Origin of the sequence: Sphingomonas sp. (genome assembly GCF_051962185.1) — a bacterium.
GTDB lineage: Bacteria > Pseudomonadota > Alphaproteobacteria > Sphingomonadales > Sphingomonadaceae > Sphingomonas.
Genome location: NZ_JBQCCN010000011.1, coordinates 1 through 14,792, shown reverse-complemented (window position 1 = coordinate 14,792; position 14,792 = coordinate 1). Strand labels below are relative to the sequence as shown.

Genomic DNA, 14,792 nt, shown 5'->3' with positions numbered 1-14,792 from the left:
CGGCACAAGGCCGGCATGACGAATTGCCGTCCGATCAGCGCTTGTACCTTGGCGCCGTTTCCCGAGCAAAAAACACGGCGACCAGCCCAACGACCGCGGCCGCTGCCATGTACCAGGCGGGCGCCAGCGGGCTGCCGGTGACGCCGGTCAGCCAGGCGACCACGAACTGGGTCGATCCGCCGAAGATCGAGATCGCCAGCGCGTAGACGATCGACAAGGCGCCTGATCGGACGCGCGGCGGGAAATCCTCGGTGATGTGGACCAGCACGGCACTCAGCGCGATGCCGATCGCGAGGCGCAATCCGCAGCCGACCACGAACAGGCTCGCCTTGCCCGGTGCGACGGTGATCAGCCAGAAGGCTGGAAGAGTGATCAGGCAGACGAGCAAAGTCGGCAGAATCATCGCCGGCCGCCGGCCATAGCGATCGGCGAGCCAGCCGCCCAAGGGCGCGCCGATCGTCCCGCCGACACCGACCGCGATCGTCCCCCAGAACGCGATGCCCGAGGGCAAATGCAGCGTGGTCTTGGCGAAGGTCGTCAGGAAATTGGTGACATAGGTCATGATCGTCCCGGACAGCAGGGCCAGGAAGGCGATGACCGCGGTGCGGCGATAGCTGCTGAGCGGGGGTGGGGCGATCGCAGCGGCCTCGGCGGGTAGTGACTCGGGCAACGTCCGGCGCAAGACGAGGCCGATCGGCACCACGCCGACGCCCAGCGCCAGCGCGATCCGCCAGCCCCAGGCGGCGAGCGTGACGTCGTCGAGCATTTGCGCGAGCGCCCAACCGATCAACCCCGCGATCAGCACCGCGACATTCTGCCCGAACATCTGCATCGAGACGTAGAGCCCGCGGAGATGCGGCGGCGCGGCCTCGGCCAGGAAAGCGGTGCTCGGCCCGACTTCGCCGCCGAGCGCAAATCCCTGCAGCAACCGCCAGAAAATGACCAAGGCGGGCGCGGCGATGCCGATCGTGGCGTAGGACGGGGTCAACGCGACCCCCAGGCTGGCGATCCCGATCAGCGCGAACGAGACCAGCATCGCCGGGCGCCGGCCGACGCGATCACCGAAGATACCGAGGACGAATCCGCCCAAGGGTCTGGTCAGGAACCCCGCGCCGAATGTCGCCAACGCGGCGAGCAGGCTCGATTGCGGGTTGGTCGCGGGGAAGAACGCACGGCCGATCTCCACCGCGAAGAAGGTGAAGATCAGGAAGTCGTAGAATTCCAGCGCGTTGCCGAGCGTAACGCCGGCGACTTGGGCTGCGGTGATGCGTGGCGTGGCGGTCGTCGTCATCGGGCTCCCCAGCTCGTTTCGCATCAAGGGATGCCGCGACGCGCAAGTCAATCGCCGGCGCGGCTGGTGTTTGATGCGTGCCGGTTATAGGCGCTCCGCCATGATCTCGATCCGCGACGCCATCCCGGCCGACGCCGCCGCCATCCTGCCGATCCACAATCATGCCGTGCTGTCGACGACGGCGGTGTGGAACGAGGGCGAATCGGACCTGGCGGGACGCGAGGCGTGGCTGGCGGCGCGCGCGGCGGCGGGATTTCCGGTGCTGGTGGCCGAGATCGACGACGAGGTTGCTGGTTATGCCTCGTTCGGCGATTTCCGCGCCTGGGACGGCTATCGCTTCACCGTCGAGCATTCGGTCTATGTCGATCCCGCGCGGCATCGCGCCGGCGTCGGCCGCGCCTTGCTCGAGGCATTGATCGAGCGCGCCCGGGCGATGGGCAAGCATGCGATGATCGCCGGGATCGAGGCGGGCAACCAGGGCTCGATCGCGCTCCACTGTTCGCTCGGCTTCGAGGAAGTCGGGCGCTTGCCGCAAGTCGGCGCCAAATTCGGCCGCTGGCTCGATCTCGTCTTCCTCCAGCTGACGCTCGACGACCGCGCCGCACCCTGAGCGGATAACCCGTTCAAAATGGAGCCTTCCTTTCTGGCTCTGGAAGGCTCGCAGGCGTAACGTTCCTTCCGCAAATACGGGGGATGCCATGATGCGCTTTGCCGTTCGTCGCCCATTCCAGATAATCGCCCTGGTCGGGGCCATGACCATCTTCGCCGTCGCCTGCACGACGAAGCAAGGGTCCGCGCCGCGGCCGGGTGGGGTCGCCAACGCCGTTTGCCCGACACCGCAGAACATGCCGACCGGATTCGACTATCCGCAACCGGCGGCGACGGTCGAAGGCTGGGTGACGAGCGCCGATGTCGCGCGCACGCGCCAACATGGCTGGAACCTGTGGGCCGGGCTCAATTCGATCGTGGACGGCAAGCCGATCTGGCAAAGCTGGTGTACCGAGACCCAGGCGTTCGCGCCCGATCCGTCGGTGACCGCGAAACTCGGCAAGACCGAGCCGGTGGTGGCGACCGTGCCGATGCGCAAGTTCAAGCTCAACAACGGCTCGACCAGCGGCGCCGACCCGATCAACTTCCCGGTCTCGCCGATTTATGCCGTGCCGCAGCCGGTTATCGACCGTTACAAGGGGACGGCCTGCCTGCAGGGGAGCACACCTGCCGACTACAGCCTGTCTAACGGCCCGACCTTGCAGAACAACGGCGACGTGATGGTCGCGGGGGTGATCTACAATCAGCCAGCTTATGACTGGATCCGCAACAACAAGCTGTATCTGCAATCCACGCTCAACGGCATGGTCCCGCCGCCGACCCAGACCAAGCAGATGCCGGCGATGCCCGACGGCTCGATCGTGCTCAAGCCGATGATGTGGCCGGTCGCGGCCGGCGGCTTCACCGCGCTGCCGATCTGGGACGATCCCGCCTCTGACGACGGCGCCTATGCCGGGTTCGAGATCCAGAAGAAATGGCCGCGCGCGGTGGCGGTGACGACGACCCCCGCGGCGCAGGTCATCCCGTCATCGGTGACGTTCCTCCACGGCGTGACGATGAACGGCCAGCCGCTCGGCCCCAACACCTATGCCAAGCCGCGCGTCGTCGGGGTCGATCGCTTCTACAATTACAAACCCGACCTCTCGACCATGGCGCAATGCGACCGCGCGATCCTCGATGCCTCGGCTTATTATGCTTATGGCCGGATGTTCCAGCAGGGCGATTATCTGGTCCTAGTCGCGATGCACATCATGACCAAGGAGCAACCGGCCTGGACCTTCCAGTCGGTATGGTGGGACGATTCGTCCTCGACCAGCCCCTATGCCGCCGACCGGCCGAACCTGCCGCCAAGCCAGGCACCAGGGCCGTGGCGCAATTATCTGATGGCGGCGACCTACGGCATCCCGGCGGGCCCGGGCAGCAACCAATGGCCGGTTGCGTTCAATCCCTATATCGAGCTCGCCGCCGACCATCCGATCAAGACCAATTGCATGAATTGCCATCATCGCGCGGCATGGCCGGCGTCGAGCACCGAATATCAGGCGCCGGGCGGCCCGAGCGCGCTCGACATCTTCGCGCTCAACAATGCGGTGCTGAACGGCAAGATCGGAGTCGATGCCTTATGGTCGATCAGCGATCGCGCTTTGGCATCCAACCAGCGGATGGAGGCGGTCGCCACACGGAAATAGCCGTTCAGGCGCGGCGGCGCTCGATCGCGTTGTGCCGCGGCCTCAGGCCTTCCATTGCACCGGGCGGATTGCCGGGATGACCAGCCCCCAGCTGATCAGCCCCAGCACTGCCACCGCGGCCGCGACGATGAAGGCGGGCAGATAGGAGCCGGTGCGGTCGACCAGCCAGCCGGTGACGATCGGGCCGATGATCCCGGCGAGATTGGCGACGAAATTCTGCAACCCGACCCAGCGCCCGCCAGCGCGCGGGCCGGCCAGAGTCTGGGCGATCGAATAGACCATCGGCGTCATCATCCCGATGAAGAAGCCCGCCAGCGCCATCATCCCCGCCGCCGCGATGCCCGACGTCAGGCCCGCGCCGAGCAGGGCAAGACCGGCGCCCGCCGTCCCGACCATGATCATGACCCGGCATCCATGAACGCGCGCGCCGCGCTTGATCAGATGGTCGGATCCCCAGCCCGAAACCAGCGATCCCAATGCCTGGGCGAGATAGACGATCGCGCCGATCGTCGCCATTTCGGTCAGCGAGAATCCCTGCCCCTTGACCAAAAAGATCGGCAGCCAGGTCAGCACCAGATATTGCGAATAATTGGTCGAGAAATGACCGAGCGACGCGCCCCAGGCGGCGCGCTGGGCCAGGATCTGCGCGTAGGTCGGCGGCGCATGATCGTCCTTCGCCTCGACCGGCAGCGCCGGCGGCTGGCGAGTCGTCAGCCACGGCCATAGCCAGGCGACCGATGCCATGCCGAATGCGACGAACACCCAACGCCAGCCGAAATGCGCGAGGATCATTCCGCCGGCGAAGGTCCCCGCCATCGGCCCGATCGCCATGCCGGTGGTGATCAGCCCGTTGGCCTTGCCGCGCTCGGCCTCGGGCACCGCTTCGGCCAGGATGCGCGAGGTGCAGGGGAAGATCGCCGCTTCGCCCGCGCCGAGCGCCAGCCGGAGCAACAGGATCGACACCAGCCCGCCGGCGAGCCCGGTAAACAGGGTCGCCAGCGACCATACGCCCAGGCCGATCGCCAGCACGCGACGGACGTCGAGCCGCTGCGCGACCGAGCCGGCGATGAGTTGGGCAGGGGCATAGACCCAGAAGAAGGACGACAGCAGGATACCGAGCCAGGTGCTCGAAATGCCGAGCTCGCTCTTGAGCGCGGGCGCCACGGTCGAGAGATTGCCGCGATCGGCGTAGTTGAAGAACACTGCGGTCGCGAGCAGCAGCACCACGCGGCTGCGATCCCGGCTGACCAACGCTGCGCCCCGTTCGATCATCCTCGTCCCCCGATGCCGTCGTGATCGCGGCGTAAGGACGAGTCATATCTTATGACACCGGTTTCTCAAGGCGTCCGGAGAGCGATTTAGCGCAACGCTTCGTCGACCGCGGCGAGGGCATGGAGCGTGGTGGTATCGAACATCGGCACCGCGCTGTCGGACTGGTCGACGAGCAGCATGATCTCGGTGCAACCGAGCACGATCGCTTCGGCGCCGCGCTCGACCAGCCGCGCGATGATCTCCCGATAGACGGCGCGTGAGGCCGGCTCGATCTTTCCGGCGATCAGTTCCTCGTAGATCACGCGATGGATGGCGCGCCGGTCCGCTTCTTCGGGGATCAGAACGTCGAGGCCGGCCGCCGCCAGCCGGTCGCGGTAAAAGGCTTTTTCCATGGTGAAGGCGGTGCCGAGCAGCCCGACCCGCTTCAACCCCGCTTGGGCGATGGCTCCGGCGGTCGGATCGACGACATGGAGCAACGGCACCGCGATCGCCGCCGCGACCTCATCGGCCATCAAGTGCATGGTGTTGGCGCAGATCACGACGAAATCGGCGCCGCCTGCCTCCAGTCTTTTCGCGACCTCGATCATTCGCACGGTCAGCGAAGACCAGTCGCCACTGCGCTGAAGCTTCTCGATTTCGCCGAAATCGACCGAGTAGATCAGGCACTCGGCCGAATGCGCGCCGCCCAGCCGTTCGCGCACCGCGCGGTTGATGATCGCGTAATATTGCGCCGAGCTTTCCCAGCTCATCCCGCCGATGAGGCCAATCGTCTTCATGCCGTCGATTATGATGCCCCAAGGCGAGGAAACAAAGCCCGGCGCAGAATCGTTACGCTTCCGAGATTTTTCGAACGGGCCGAGGATGCTGACCGACAATTTCCTGCGCAATCGCCGCCGCCGCGAGTTGAGCGAAGAGGAGAAACAGGCGCTCGAAGGATTGCTGACCGCGCCGGTCACCTTGCCCCGGCGTAAGGTGATCACCAGTCGCGGTGACGTGGCGACGCGATCGACGTTCCTGATTTCGGGTTTCATGTGCCGATACATGGACGGCGCCGACGGCCATCGGCAGCTTGTCAGCGTCCAGACGCCGGGCGATTTCGTCGACCTGCACGCTTATCCGCTACAACGGCTCGATCATGATATCGCGACGCTCAGCGAATGTACCGTCGCTTATGCACCGCATGACAAGATCACCCAGGTGATCGAACGGCTGCCGCATCTCGGTCGGGTCCTGTGGTTCTCGACCCTGCTCGACGCGGCGATGCACCGCGAGTGGATTTTCCGCCTGGGCAGGCTCGATGCGGTCGGCCGTGTCGCACACATGCTGTGCGAGACCTATGCGCGGCTCGACGCGGTAGGGATGGTCGAGGACGGCTCGTTCGCCTGGCCGCTGACGCAGCAGGATCTGGGGGAAGCGTGCGGGCTGACCTCGGTCCATGTCAACCGCACGCTGCGCGTGCTGCGCGAGGCGGGAATGGTCGAAGTGTCGGACCGCATCGTCACCATGCTCGATTTCGAGCGGCTGGCGTCGACCGGCGAATTCTTTCCCGATTATCTCTATTTCGACAACCATACGCGCACGCCTTGACGGGCGAGGTCAGCAACATTTCCCTTGCCGCGAAATCCCTACCCCGGCGAAGGCCGGGGCCCCGTTTCGCGACATTGGCGACGATGTCCTGTCGCTGTGAACGCTTGGCCACCAGGCCTCGGTCTTCGCCCGGGTGGGAGTGGGGACGTCGAGGGGAAGAATTCGATGGCGGGTTTCTAGCCCGCGGTGTCGACCACCGATCTAACCGCTTGCGCCCAGCCATCGAGCCTTGCCTTGCGCACATCGTCCGCCAGATTTGCGCGAAAGGTATCGATCTTCCCCCTCATCGCCGCGGCGGCGCCGAGATCCTTGAACAGCCCGGACCCGACTCCCGCAAGCATCGCCGCACCCAGCGCCGTGGTTTCCGCGAAGGCCGGCCGCTCGACTTCCACCTCCAGCATGTCCGCCAGATCCTGCGCCATCCAGTCGTTGGCGACCATCCCGCCGTCGATCCTGAGCGTCTTCCAGTCGGCGCCGTCCGCGGCGAACGCGGTCTTGAGATCGTGCGCCTGGTGCGCCATCGCCTCCAGCGCGGCGCGGACAATGTGGGCGCGGGTCGCGGTGAAGCTCAGTCCCGAGATGCTGCCACGCGCCTCGGCTTCCCACCATGGCGCACCGAGGCCGGACAGGGCGGGGACGAGATAGACGCCGGCATTGTCGGGAACCGATCGCGCCAGCCCTTCGGTCTCGTCGGCGGTGGCGATCAGCTTGAGCGAATCGCGCAGCCATTTGATCAGGCTGCCGGCGACGAACACCGATCCTTCGAGCGCATAGGCGCGGCGGCCGCCGAGTTGCCAGGCGACCGTGGCGAGCAGGCGATTGCGCGATGTCGGCTGGCGCGCGCCATATTGCGTCAGGACGAACGCGCCGGTGCCGAAGGTCGCCTTGGTATCGCCCGGTTCCAGGCACGCCTGGCCGATCGTCGCGGCCTGCTGGTCGCCGGCCATGCCGCAGATCGCGATGGGGGCGCCGAACAGACTGGTCGTGCCGTAATTCCCGGCGCAATCGACGATCTCCGGCAGCGCGCGGCGCGGCGCGTCGAACAGGTCGATCAGCCCGTCGTCCCAATGCCCGCTTCCGATCGCCATCAGCGCGGTGCGGCTGGCATTGCTGGCGTCGGTGATGTGAAGACCGGCGCGATCGTCGTTCGCGGTCAGTTTCCATACCAGCCACGAATCGATCGTGCCGACCGCCAGCCGGTCGCCCGCCTCTTTGAGCTGCGGCCAATTAGCCATCGCCCAACCGATCTTCGACCCCGAGAAATAGGGATCGAGCAGCAAGCCGGTACGTGCCTGCACGGTCGGTTCGTGCCCAGCCTCCTTGAGGTCGCGGCACCAGGCGGCGGTACGCCGGTCCTGCCAGACGATCGCCGGCGCGAGCGGCTCGCCGCTGTTCTTGTCCCAGAACACCACGGTCTCGCGCTGGTTGGTGATGCCGATCGCTGCCACCGCTTCGGCGCCGCCGGCCAGGTCGACCATCTTGCGCGCGCAAGCCAGGGTCCGGTCCCAGATTTCCGTCGCGTCATGCTCGACCAGGCCGGGGGAGGGGTAATGTTGGGTCAATTCGGCCGATTCGCAGCCGAGGCAGGTGCCGTCGGGGGCGAACAGCATCGCGCGAGTGGAAGTGGTGCCTTCGTCGATGACCAGCAGCTTGTCGCCCATTAACCCAGGCTAGCCGGGATTACTTTGCCCGCCAATGGCGCTACGGAAGCGACATGGAAATGGGCGAAGCGGAAGCGGGAGCGAATCTGTCGGCGACGTTGGGTGGCGCGGCGGCGGTCGTGCCGACACCTCCAGCCGCGTCCGATGCTGACGCCGCGGCGCCGTTGCCCCCTGGTTCACCGATCGAGGAGGGGCCGCCGCCGGTCATCGACCCAAGGCGCGACCGCCTGCTCGCCGGGCTGACCCTGGTCGCCAGCCTGGGACTGTTGCTCGGCCTGCCGTTCGCGCTGAAGGCGGGGGCCGAATTCTTCCTGCCGGTGACCGTCGCGCTGGTCATCGCAATCGCGCTGATCCCGGTGCTCGAATGGCTCGAACGACGGCGGCTGCCGTCGTGGCTGGCGGCGTTGATCTGCGTGCTGACGTTCATCGCCGCGGCCAATGTCGCGCTGGCCGCAATCGTCGTTCCGGCGATTGAATTCTTCCGTCGATTGCCTGAGCGGATCGACCGCATCCAGGCCAATCTGGCGCCAGTCCTCGATCTCTATGCGAGCCTGGAAAAATACATCAATCGCGCGGCGGCGCACATCGCCACCATTCCCCGGGTCAAGGCGGCGACGCCGGTGTCGCCGCCGAGTTCGCTGCTCGACCTGATCGCCACCTCGGCGCCGACCGCGCTGGTGCAGATCTTCTTCGGCATCCTGGTGGTGTTCTTCTTCCTCGCCGGCTGGACGCGGACGCGCCGCCGCACGATCACCAGCCGCGCGAGCTTCGGCGGTGCGATGGCGACCGCGCGCGTGATCCAGGACGTGGTCGACGACGTTTCCGCCTATCTCGGCACGATCACCGCGATCAACATCGCACTGGGGCTGATCGTCTCGGCGGCGCTGTGGCTGATCGGCATGCCCTATCCTTTGATGTGGGGCGGCATCGTCTCGCTGCTCAACTACATCCCCTATTTCGGCCCGATCGTCGCGGCGTTGCTGCTGGCGGTGGGCGGGCTGATGACCTTTCCCGACGTGTGGGTGGCGCTGTTGCCGGCGGCGATCATGATCGGCTGCCATCTGCTCGAAGCCAACGCCGTGACCCCGTTCATCGTCGGCCACCGCCTGACGATCAGCCCGGTGTTGATCCTGATCTCATTGAGCTTCTGGAGCTGGGTGTGGGGAACACCGGGCGCGCTGCTCGCGGTGCCGCTCCTCATCATCATCCAGACCGTGATCGGCGCGGCGGGCAAGCCCGACATCGCCGGCTTCCTGTTCGAACACGGCACCCTGGTCAGCGAGCGCAAGCGTGGCCGCTGGGGTGTGAGAAGAAACTGATTTGAGGGCTGTTGACAGGGGGAGGCGGCTCGCTTAGTGGCCGCGCCTCACGCTTCCAAGCGGGTGTAGCTCAGTTGGTTAGAGCGCCGGCCTGTCACGCCGGAGGTCGCGGGTTCGAGCCCCGTCACTCGCGCCATTTTCGGCGTGGTAATCCCCTAAAAATCAGATGATGTAGGCGCTCAGCGCCACCGCCCGGTCTCCATCCAGCTCAGCATGCGGCGCATCGGCAGCAGCCACAGCCAGGCGATTCCGGTGACGACGTAGAACAGCAGCTGGAGAATCCCAGGCCAGCGCCCGACCCAGGGCGACAGGCTGACCACCGCGATGCACCAGATCGCGATCATCGTCAGGATGGCAAGCATGCCGACCGGCTTTTGCCAGCGTGGTTGGGACGGCGGGTTCATCGGGTGATCCATCCTTGTTCGGTGACGACGGCGTTGAGCTTCATGTCCCAGGGATCGACCGGCAAGTCCTCGACTTGCTGGACGCTCCAGGCGACGCCGACGCGCCAGGCATCGGGGAAGCGCGCGAAGGCGCCGTCATAATAGCCCGCGCCCTGGCCCAATCGATCGAGCTTGGCGTCGAACGCCAGCATCGGGGTCAGGATGATATCGGGCGCCAACTCCGGCGCCGTGTGATGCGGCTGGAGCAGCCCGAACTGGCCGGCAATCAAATCCTCTCCCGCGTCCCAGGCCAGGAAGCGCATCGGCTCGCTGCGGTTGGTGACATGGGGGAGGGCGAGCACGCAGCCCGCGTCGACCGCCGCACGCGCCAGCGGCGCCGGATCGGCTTCGCTGCCGATCGGCACGAACGAGGTGACGGTCAGCCCGTGTTCGAGCCGGGCGCGAAACTGCTCGGGGACCACGATCGGCGGCGGCCCGCTCGCGACGAACGCGTCGCGCGCCGCGCGAATCTCCGCGCGCAGCGCCTTCTTGGCGTCGGGACCGGTCATGCTGCGCTGGTCATGATGCGATGGAGTGGCGGGACCACCATGGACCGTTTGCCGGGTTATCCTCTGACGCACGGTACGTCAGGTGGGGACCATGTGCGTCGGACCAGGATCCGGGCAGGGACAGCCCCCAAGGATGATGAATAGCCTCAGGGATAATATACAGCTCGTATCGGGCAGTACCCGCCGACGCCAATTTAGGCTTCCGGGCCCGGTTTCTCAAGGGTCTCGGCCAATGCCTCGAGACGATCGGCGAGCCGGGCGAGATAGGCCGGGCTGGGGCCGCCGTCCGCCAAGGGACGATTTTCGGCCTGGTCGAGACTGTCGGCCAGCATCAGCGCGATCAGCAGCATCGTGCGTTCGGCATTGAGCCCGCCCGAGGCGCGGTTGGCCATCGGCCAGCGCTGGTCAAGCATTTCTCCCAGCCGGCGAAGCTGCGCTTCCTCCCCGTCGCGGCAAGCGACGCTATGGCGACGGTCGCCGATCGTCAGCGTGACCTCAGCCATTGCGCGCTCCCAGAGCGTCGAGCGCGGCGATCGCTTCCCCGACGCGGGCACGCAGCGAATCGTGGCGTGTTTTCAAGTCTTGTGCGCGCTTGTCGCGGGCCGAGAGCGCCCGTTCGATCCGGGCGAGCGCGGCGTCGATCCGATCGGTCGGGGAAGCGTCTGCCATCCGGCGGGAATAGCACGCGACGGGGGCGCGGCAAGATCGATTCGCCGCGCGAACGGACCGGCCTCCCTGTCGGAGAATGCCCATCGCGGTCCTAAATGGCGGCGCGGAAGGTTGACGCGCGGGGCGGTGATCCCCAAAGGCACCCGCGACCGACCGGCCCCATTTCGCGCGTGCCGGCATCAGCGGCTCAAGGAGCGATACACATGGCGGTGAAGGTTGCGATCAACGGTTTCGGGCGGATCGGGCGTCTGGTGGCGCGCGCGATGCTGGCGCAGGGCGATACCGGTCTGGAACTGGTGACGATCAACGATCTCGGCGACGCCAAGGCCAATGCCTGGCTGTTCAAGCGCGATTCGGTCCACGGCAAATGGCCGGGCGACGCGCATGCCGAGGGCACCGACATGGTGATCGACGGCAAGCATATCCGCGTCACCGCCGAGCGCGACCCGGGCAAGCTGCCGCACAAGGAACTGGGCGTCGACCTCGTGCTCGAATGCACCGGCTTCTTCACCGATCGCGAGAGCGGCCAGAAGCACCTCGATGCCGGCGCCAAGAAGGTGCTGATTTCCGCCCCCGGCAAGAATGTCGACTTGACCGTCGTCTATGGCGTCAATCACGACAAATTGACCGCCGACCACACGATCGTCTCGAACGCGTCGTGCACGACGAATTGCCTCGCCCCCGTCGCCAAGGTGCTGCACGAGGAGTTCGGCATCGAGCGCGGCCTGATGACCACGGTCCACGCCTATACCAACGATCAGAAGATCCTCGATCAGATCCATTCCGACCTGCGTCGCGCTCGCGCCGCGGCGATGTCGATGATCCCGACCACCACCGGCGCCGCGCGCGCCGTCGCCGAGGTGCTGCCCGAATTGAAAGGCAAGCTCGACGGCTCGGCGATCCGCGTGCCGACCCCCGACGTGTCGCTGATCGACCTGACCTTCACGCCGTCGCGCGACGTCACGAAGGAAGAGATCAACGCCGCGCTCAAGGCGGCGGCCAAGGGCAAGCTCAAGGGTGTGCTCGATTACACGGACGAGCCGCTCGTCTCGATCGACCTGATGGGCTCGCCCGCCTCCTCGACCGTCGACAGCCTCGAAACCGCGGTGCTCGAAGGCAAGCTCGCCCGCGTCGTCAGTTGGTACGACAATGAATGGGGCTTCTCGAACCGCATGGTCGACACCGCCAAGGCGATGGCGGCGCTGATCTGACCTTCTTGTTCCCCCTCCCGCTTGCGGGAGGGGCTAGGGGAGGGCGTGTTTCCTTCCAACAGACGTTGACAAGCCCTCCCCCGACCCCTCCCGCAAGCGGGAGGGGAGTTTTTGTTTCAGGAGCTCGGCACATGGCGCGCAACTTCAAGACGCTCGACGACATGGGCGACATCGCCGGCAAGCGCGTGCTGGTCCGTGAGGACCTCAACGTGCCGATGGCCGATGGTGCGGTGACCGACGACACCCGCCTGCGCGCCGCGGTGCCGACGGTCGCCGAACTCGCGGACAAGGGCGCCAAGGTGCTCGTGCTGGCGCATTTCGGCCGCCCCAAGGGGCAGCGCAACCCCGAGATGAGCCTGGCGCTCGTCACCCGGCCCTTCGAGCAAGTGCTGGGGCGCTCGGTGCGCTTCATCGACGATGAAGGCGCCGCGGACGCGATCGCGACGCTTAAGGATGGCGATGTCGCGATTCTCGAGAATACGCGCTTCGACCCCGGCGAAGAGAAGAATGCGCCGGAGACGGTCGGGCGGCTCGCCGCGCTCGGCGATCTCTACGTCAACGACGCCTTCTCGGCCGCGCACCGCGCGCATGCCTCGACCGAAGGGCTCGCGCACAAGCTTCCCGCTTATGCCGGCCGTCAGATGGAAGCCGAACTCGACGCGCTCGACAAGGCGCTTGGGGCGCCCGAGCACCCGGTCGCGGCGGTGGTCGGCGGCGCCAAGGTGTCGACCAAGCTCGACGTGCTTAAGCATCTGGTGGCGCGGGTCGACCATCTGATCATCGGCGGCGGCATGGCCAACACCTTCCTGGCCGCGCGCGGCGTGAATGTCGGCAAGAGCCTGGCCGAGCATGACCTGACCGGCACGGCGGAAGAGATTTTCGACGCCGCCGATGCCGCCGGCTGCACCATCCATCTGCCCTATGATGTGGTGGTGGCGAAGGAGTTCACGCCGAATCCCGCAACGCGCACGGTCAATGTCCATGAAGTCGCCGCCGACGAGATGATTCTCGATATCGGCCCGGCCGCCACCGAGGCGCTGGGCGACGTGCTCAAGAATTGCCGCACACTGGTGTGGAACGGGCCCTTGGGCGCGTTCGAGACGCCGCCGTTCGACGCCGCGACGATGGCGCTGGCGAAGACCGTCGCGGCGCTGACCCGCGAAGGATCCCTGGTTTCGGTGGCGGGCGGCGGCGACACCGTCGCGGCGCTCAACCAGGCCGGCGTCGCGGGCGATATGACCTTCGTCTCGACCGCGGGCGGCGCGTTCCTCGAATGGATGGAGGGCAAGGAGTTGCCGGGCGTGAAGGCGCTCGGCGCCTAAACCCTAGCGTTCGGCGAGCAGTGGCCGGACGACGGCGTCCAGGCTCCTGGCCGTGAACGCTTCCGCCTTGGCGTACCGCACGCGACCGTGGCGGTCGATCACTTAGCTCATCGGCACGGCCGACACGGCGATGTCGGGGCCGCCGACCCAGGTCGCCTGGGGATAGGGGATGATCGAGGCGGTCGCTTGTCCCTGGCCGTCGGCGCCGGGATCGACCGAGATGCCGATCACCACCAGCCCCTGGGACAGATGCTGGCGATAGTAACGCGCGAGCAGCGGGATCTCCTCGCGGCAGGGGACGCACCAGCTCGCCCAGTAATTGATCACCACCACCCGCCCGCGCAGGTCGCCGAGCGTCATCCGCTGTCCGCCGATCAAGGTCATCTGCCAGGGGATGCCCGGCCCGCCGGCCGTCGCCGGCGCGTGCAGGCCCAGGGCGGCCAGCGCCAGCGTCGCTATCCTCAACCCCCTTCGCATCGTGTCGATGTGATCCGCCGTTTCCTGTCGGTCAACGGTGCGGTCGGCGGGAGCGTGCCCGAATCGGGACGGTATAGGTCAGGTCGTGGGCGACGCGGCGGGCGATGACGGCGCGGGCTCGTTGAGCAGGGGAACGAGCACCTGATTGAGCGTGTCGAGCGTGAAAGCGCCTGCCTGGGCATAGCGGACCCGCCCGTCGCGCCCGATGATGATATTGGTCGGCAGCGCGTTGCCGATGAGGTCGTACGGGCCCTTGATCTTGCGGGTCGGCTGGATGTGCATCACCGCGAACAGTTTCTTCATGAAGAAGGGCGACACCGAATCCTCGGTCGCGACGGCGAAGACGCGCAGCCCGTGCTTCTTCTGAATCTCGTAATAGGTATCGAGCAGCGGCAGTTCCTGCCGACACGGCCCGCACCAGGTCGCCCAGTAATTGAGGATGACGACCTGGCCGCGCAATTGGTCGCGCGTGATCTTGGTGCCGTCGATCAGCGTCAGCGTGAAATCGGGCGCCGGCTGGCCGACCGTGACCTTCTCGCCATGCGCGCCGAGCGGTGCGGCGGTTCCCGCGGCGAGCGCCGCCGCGATCGCGACGCCCCGAACCAAGCGACTGATCGCGCGCATGTTTTCCCCCGAAAAAGCCCTGGCGATATCCTGCCCCGCGCGCACGATGGCGTCAACGGTCTGTACATTCCGTTCCGGACCGATTATCCGCGCCGCCGTTTTCGCCATTTCGCTCGGGCTCGTGAGACCCGGCGGGCGCGGTCGGCTTTGCCAACCCGTGTTCCATGGTG

The 14,792-nt window shown here is 66.5% G+C and carries 16 protein-coding genes and 1 tRNA gene; 7 read left to right on the top strand and 10 right to left on the bottom strand.

The features are described from left to right. Positions 1-34: 34 nt before the first annotated feature. The gene (locus ACTHJR_RS00880) at positions 35-1,291 is read right to left on the bottom strand and encodes an MFS transporter (RefSeq protein ID WP_440521151.1); all 1,257 of its coding nucleotides are present in this window, start codon (positions 1,289-1,291) and stop codon (positions 35-37) included. Between the two features lie 100 nt (positions 1,292-1,391). Between ACTHJR_RS00880 and ACTHJR_RS00875 the strand changes: the two genes are divergently transcribed. Both ACTHJR_RS00875 and ACTHJR_RS00870 read left to right on the top strand, forming a co-directional pair. After that, positions 1,392-1,901, top strand: a complete 510-nt coding sequence (locus ACTHJR_RS00875; RefSeq protein ID WP_440521150.1) for an N-acetyltransferase family protein — start codon at positions 1,392-1,394, stop codon at positions 1,899-1,901. A 142-nt stretch (positions 1,902-2,043) separates the two neighbouring features. After that, complete coding sequence (locus ACTHJR_RS00870; protein ID WP_440521149.1) at positions 2,044-3,528, top strand: hypothetical protein; 1,485 nt, start codon at positions 2,044-2,046, stop codon at positions 3,526-3,528. Between the two features lie 42 nt (positions 3,529-3,570). Here the strand turns inward: ACTHJR_RS00870 and ACTHJR_RS00865 are convergent, their stop codons facing one another. Beyond that, complete coding sequence (locus tag ACTHJR_RS00865; RefSeq protein WP_440521148.1) at positions 3,571-4,800, bottom strand: MFS transporter; 1,230 nt, start codon at positions 4,798-4,800, stop codon at positions 3,571-3,573. 86 nt (positions 4,801-4,886) lie between these two features. Then, complete coding sequence (locus ACTHJR_RS00860) at positions 4,887-5,576, bottom strand: aspartate/glutamate racemase family protein (RefSeq protein WP_440521147.1); 690 nt, start codon at positions 5,574-5,576, stop codon at positions 4,887-4,889. Positions 5,577-5,661: 85 nt separating this feature from the next. Between ACTHJR_RS00860 and ACTHJR_RS00855 the strand changes: the two genes are divergently transcribed. Beyond that, on the top strand, positions 5,662-6,387 hold the full coding sequence (locus tag ACTHJR_RS00855; RefSeq protein WP_440521146.1) for a Crp/Fnr family transcriptional regulator: 726 nt from the start codon (positions 5,662-5,664) through the stop codon (positions 6,385-6,387). 176 nt (positions 6,388-6,563) lie between these two features. Here the strand turns inward: ACTHJR_RS00855 and ACTHJR_RS00850 are convergent, their stop codons facing one another. Continuing rightward, a complete protein-coding gene (locus ACTHJR_RS00850; protein ID WP_440521145.1) occupies positions 6,564-8,048 on the bottom strand; it encodes a glycerol kinase in 1,485 nt (494 codons plus the stop codon). 53 nt (positions 8,049-8,101) lie between these two features. Here ACTHJR_RS00850 and ACTHJR_RS00845 point away from each other — a divergent pair, with 53 nt between their 5' ends. Next, complete coding sequence (locus ACTHJR_RS00845) at positions 8,102-9,367, top strand: AI-2E family transporter (protein ID WP_440521143.1); 1,266 nt, start codon at positions 8,102-8,104, stop codon at positions 9,365-9,367. A 59-nt stretch (positions 9,368-9,426) separates the two neighbouring features. Continuing rightward, positions 9,427-9,503, top strand: a tRNA-Asp gene (locus ACTHJR_RS00840). 43 nt (positions 9,504-9,546) lie between these two features. Here the strand turns inward: ACTHJR_RS00840 and ACTHJR_RS00835 are convergent. The 4 genes from ACTHJR_RS00835 to ACTHJR_RS00820 form a co-directional block, all read right to left on the bottom strand. Further along, positions 9,547-9,771, bottom strand: a complete 225-nt coding sequence (locus ACTHJR_RS00835) for a DUF2842 domain-containing protein (RefSeq protein WP_440521141.1) — start codon at positions 9,769-9,771, stop codon at positions 9,547-9,549. Beyond that, positions 9,768-10,319 (bottom strand): 5-formyltetrahydrofolate cyclo-ligase, encoded by a 552-nt coding sequence (locus ACTHJR_RS00830; protein WP_440521140.1) that lies wholly within the window; start codon positions 10,317-10,319, stop codon positions 9,768-9,770. Before ACTHJR_RS00830 ends, ACTHJR_RS00835 begins: the two co-directional genes overlap by 4 nt. A gap of 194 nt (positions 10,320-10,513) precedes the next feature. Beyond that, positions 10,514-10,822, bottom strand: a complete 309-nt coding sequence (locus tag ACTHJR_RS00825) for a cell division protein ZapA (RefSeq protein WP_440521139.1) — start codon at positions 10,820-10,822, stop codon at positions 10,514-10,516. Next, a complete protein-coding gene (locus ACTHJR_RS00820) occupies positions 10,815-10,988 on the bottom strand; it encodes a hypothetical protein (RefSeq protein WP_440521138.1) in 174 nt (57 codons plus the stop codon). The genes ACTHJR_RS00825 and ACTHJR_RS00820 overlap by 8 nt, the downstream gene beginning before the upstream one ends. Before the next feature lie 203 nt (positions 10,989-11,191). Between ACTHJR_RS00820 and gap the strand changes: the two genes are divergently transcribed. Together gap and ACTHJR_RS00810 are read left to right on the top strand one after the other, a co-directional pair. After that, positions 11,192-12,199 (top strand): type I glyceraldehyde-3-phosphate dehydrogenase, encoded by a 1,008-nt coding sequence (gene gap / locus ACTHJR_RS00815; protein ID WP_440521136.1) that lies wholly within the window; start codon positions 11,192-11,194, stop codon positions 12,197-12,199. A 131-nt stretch (positions 12,200-12,330) separates the two neighbouring features. Then, positions 12,331-13,521: a phosphoglycerate kinase gene (locus ACTHJR_RS00810; protein ID WP_440521135.1), complete on the top strand. Its 1,191-nt coding sequence runs from the start codon at positions 12,331-12,333 to the stop codon at positions 13,519-13,521. Between the two features lie 102 nt (positions 13,522-13,623). On the opposite strand, the gene ACTHJR_RS00805 is transcribed toward ACTHJR_RS00810, so the two are convergent. Both ACTHJR_RS00805 and ACTHJR_RS00800 read right to left on the bottom strand, forming a co-directional pair. Beyond that, the gene (locus tag ACTHJR_RS00805; protein ID WP_440521134.1) at positions 13,624-13,998 is read right to left on the bottom strand and encodes a TlpA disulfide reductase family protein; all 375 of its coding nucleotides are present in this window, start codon (positions 13,996-13,998) and stop codon (positions 13,624-13,626) included. Between the two features lie 78 nt (positions 13,999-14,076). Continuing rightward, on the bottom strand, positions 14,077-14,622 hold the full coding sequence (locus ACTHJR_RS00800) for a TlpA family protein disulfide reductase (RefSeq protein WP_440521133.1): 546 nt from the start codon (positions 14,620-14,622) through the stop codon (positions 14,077-14,079). Between the last annotated feature and the right edge of the window lie 170 nt (positions 14,623-14,792).

What these genes read in the sequence shown, in the direction of transcription:
- ACTHJR_RS00880 (WP_440521151.1), bottom strand. Translation starts at nt 1,291, where the DNA reads ATGACGACGACCGCCACGCCACGCATCACCGCAGCCCAAGTCGCCGGC.
- ACTHJR_RS00875 (WP_440521150.1), top strand. Translation starts at nt 1,392, where the DNA reads ATGATCTCGATCCGCGACGCCATCCCGGCCGACGCCGCCGCCATCCTG.
- ACTHJR_RS00870 (WP_440521149.1), top strand. Translation starts at nt 2,044, where the DNA reads ATGACCATCTTCGCCGTCGCCTGCACGACGAAGCAAGGGTCCGCGCCG.
- ACTHJR_RS00865 (WP_440521148.1), bottom strand. Translation starts at nt 4,800, where the DNA reads ATGATCGAACGGGGCGCAGCGTTGGTCAGCCGGGATCGCAGCCGCGTG.
- ACTHJR_RS00860 (WP_440521147.1), bottom strand. Translation starts at nt 5,576, where the DNA reads ATGAAGACGATTGGCCTCATCGGCGGGATGAGCTGGGAAAGCTCGGCG.
- ACTHJR_RS00855 (WP_440521146.1), top strand. Translation starts at nt 5,662, where the DNA reads ATGCTGACCGACAATTTCCTGCGCAATCGCCGCCGCCGCGAGTTGAGC.
- ACTHJR_RS00850 (WP_440521145.1), bottom strand. Translation starts at nt 8,048, where the DNA reads ATGGGCGACAAGCTGCTGGTCATCGACGAAGGCACCACTTCCACTCGC.
- ACTHJR_RS00845 (WP_440521143.1), top strand. Translation starts at nt 8,102, where the DNA reads ATGGAAATGGGCGAAGCGGAAGCGGGAGCGAATCTGTCGGCGACGTTG.
- ACTHJR_RS00835 (WP_440521141.1), bottom strand. Translation starts at nt 9,771, where the DNA reads ATGAACCCGCCGTCCCAACCACGCTGGCAAAAGCCGGTCGGCATGCTT.
- ACTHJR_RS00830 (WP_440521140.1), bottom strand. Translation starts at nt 10,319, where the DNA reads ATGACCGGTCCCGACGCCAAGAAGGCGCTGCGCGCGGAGATTCGCGCG.
- ACTHJR_RS00825 (WP_440521139.1), bottom strand. Translation starts at nt 10,822, where the DNA reads ATGGCTGAGGTCACGCTGACGATCGGCGACCGTCGCCATAGCGTCGCT.
- ACTHJR_RS00820 (WP_440521138.1), bottom strand. Translation starts at nt 10,988, where the DNA reads ATGGCAGACGCTTCCCCGACCGATCGGATCGACGCCGCGCTCGCCCGG.
- gap (WP_440521136.1), top strand. Translation starts at nt 11,192, where the DNA reads ATGGCGGTGAAGGTTGCGATCAACGGTTTCGGGCGGATCGGGCGTCTG.
- ACTHJR_RS00810 (WP_440521135.1), top strand. Translation starts at nt 12,331, where the DNA reads ATGGCGCGCAACTTCAAGACGCTCGACGACATGGGCGACATCGCCGGC.
- ACTHJR_RS00805 (WP_440521134.1), bottom strand. Translation starts at nt 13,998, where the DNA reads ATGCGAAGGGGGTTGAGGATAGCGACGCTGGCGCTGGCCGCCCTGGGC.
- ACTHJR_RS00800 (WP_440521133.1), bottom strand. Translation starts at nt 14,622, where the DNA reads ATGCGCGCGATCAGTCGCTTGGTTCGGGGCGTCGCGATCGCGGCGGCG.